The organism is Mesorhizobium sp. M8A.F.Ca.ET.021.01.1.1 (assembly GCF_003998025.1).
Lineage (GTDB): Bacteria > Pseudomonadota > Alphaproteobacteria > Rhizobiales > Rhizobiaceae > Mesorhizobium.
In genome coordinates, this window is record NZ_RZSJ01000781.1 from 1 (window position 1) to 2252 (window position 2252).

Annotated in this window: 2 protein-coding genes; both read left to right on the forward strand. The window is 67.1% G+C overall.

Annotation, left to right across the window (positions count from 1 at the left end; all coding sequences use genetic code 11):
* Positions 1 to 490, forward strand: a 490-nt coding sequence (locus EOA36_RS33755) for a PD-(D/E)XK nuclease family protein (protein WP_189553503.1), incomplete at its 5' end; no start/stop codon positions are given.
* The coding region (locus EOA36_RS33760) for a UvrD-helicase domain-containing protein (protein WP_145969466.1) at positions 487 to 2252 on the forward strand (1766 nt) is incomplete at its 3' end. The genes EOA36_RS33755 and EOA36_RS33760, both read left to right, overlap by 4 nt.

Sequence of the window (2252 nt, forward strand, 5' to 3'; positions counted from 1 at the left end):
GTTTCACGCCATCCTGCATCTCTTCTCCTCCGAGGTGGCCGACCCGCGCGCGCCGGACGCGCTGGCCGGCGGCATGGCCGACATTCTGGACTACAAGACGGGTTCCTCGCCTTCGAAGGCCCAGGCGCATACGCTGCTGGCGCCGCAACTGGCGCTGGAAGGCGCGCTGCTGAGGCGTGGCGCGTTCAAGGATCTGGGGGCGCGCGAGCCGTCGCAACTGGCCTTCATCAGGCTGAAGCCGAATGGCGAGGTATTCGAGGAGTCCATACTCGAACACAACCGCCAGCCACGCACCGCGGCCGACCTCGCCGAAGAGGCCTGGGCGCGGCTGGAAAAGCTGCTGATCCATTATGCCGACCCGGCGACCGGCTATCTGTCGCGCGCGCTGCCGTTTCGCGAAGGCGAAACCGACGGCGACTACGACCACCTCGCCCGCGTACTCGAATGGTCCGCCGGCGGAGACGCCGGGGACGAGGGCGGAGAGGCATGAAGAAAGCCTATCCGATCCCGACCGACACGGCTTCGAGCCAGGCCCGCGCCGCCGATCCCGGCAATTCCGCCTGGGTGTCGGCCAATGCGGGATCGGGCAAGACCCATGTGCTTGCCCAGCGCGTCATCCGGCTGCTGCTCAACGGCACCGACCCGTCGAAGATATTGTGCCTGACCTATACGCGCGCCGCGGCCGCCAACATGTCGAACCGGGTTTTTTCCACGCTGTCGGAGTGGACGACGCTTGGCGACGCGGAGCTGGCGTCCAAAGTCGAGGCGCTGGAGGGGCGCCGGCCCGATCGCGGCACCATGCGCAGAGCCCGCCGCCTGTTCGCCGAGGCCCTGGAAACGCCCGGCGGGCTGAAGATCCAGACGATCCACGCTTTCTGCGAATCCGTGCTGCATCAGTTCCCGCTGGAAGCCAATATCCCCGCCCATTTCGAAATGCTCGACAGCCAGATGGAGGCCTCGCTTTTTGCCGCCGCGCGCCGCGAGATGATCTCGGCCGCCGGCGACAGGGCCCTGGCCGAGGCCTTCGCCACTGTCCTGGAGCGCGGCGGCGAAGCTGGTCTCGACGCCCTGCTCGGCGAGATCGTGCGCAAGCGCGACGGGTTGCGCGATTTCCTCGATGCCGTCGGGCGCGACGGCTTCCAGCCCTTGTTCGATGAGTTCCATTTCCGCCCCGGCCAGACCGCGGAAGGCATAGCGGCGTCGATATGGCCGCTGCCCGGCTTCCTGCCGGACTATTTTGCCGGCTTTGTCCAGGCAGCCGAAGCCACCGACGCCAGATCGGTGCTGAACAACATCCTGCCCTATGCGCGCCAGGCTTTCGCCGAGGGCGATCCCGTTCGTCGGCTGCAACTCCTGGCAAGAGCCTTCCTCAAGACCGATGGCGATCCCTATGATCCGGCAAAGGCCTTCAAGAAGGCGCTGGCCGACCGGCTGCCGGACCTGGCCGAGCGCTATCTCTCGGCGGCCGGCGCCATCATGGAGACCGTCGACCGGCTGGCGCTGTTCCGGATGCTGGAGGGCACACGCGCGGCCTTGACCATCGCCGACTGGCTGATCGCGCGCTACGAAGTGCTGAAACGCAGCCGCGGCTTTCTCGACTTCAACGACCTGATCACGCGCACGGTGAACCTTCTGGCGCGGCCCGATGCCGGCCCGTGGGTACAGTACAAGCTCGACCAGGGCATCGACCACATTCTGCTCGACGAGGCGCAGGACACCAGCCCGGATCAATGGGAAGTGGTGAAGCGGCTGGCGGAAGAATTCTTTGCCGGCTTCGGTGCGCGCGATCGGGTCCACCGCACGGTCTTTGCCGTCGGCGACGAGAAACAGTCGATTTATTCCTTTCAGGGTGCCGCCCCGGACTCCTTCGCCGACAGCCGGCTGTTGTTCGCCGGGCGGGTGCGCGAGGCCGATGCATCCTTCGCCGACCTCAAGCTGACCTGGTCGTTCCGCTCCACGGACGATGTGCTGGCCGCCGTCGACCGCGTCTTTGCCGATCCGACCGTGCGGCGCGGCATCAGCCACGACCCCGATCCGCTGAACCACAAGGCGATCCGCACCGATGCGCCGGGCTATGTCGAGGTGTGGCCGTCGATCGGTGCCGGAGCCGTCGACGAGCCCGACGACTGGACGCAAGCGATCGACCATGCCCATGCGCCGGCGGTGCGCGTCGCCGAGAATGTCGCGGCCACCATTGCCGGGTGGATCGGCATGGGCGAAATCATCGAGGGCCGTGGCAAGCGGCTGCGGCC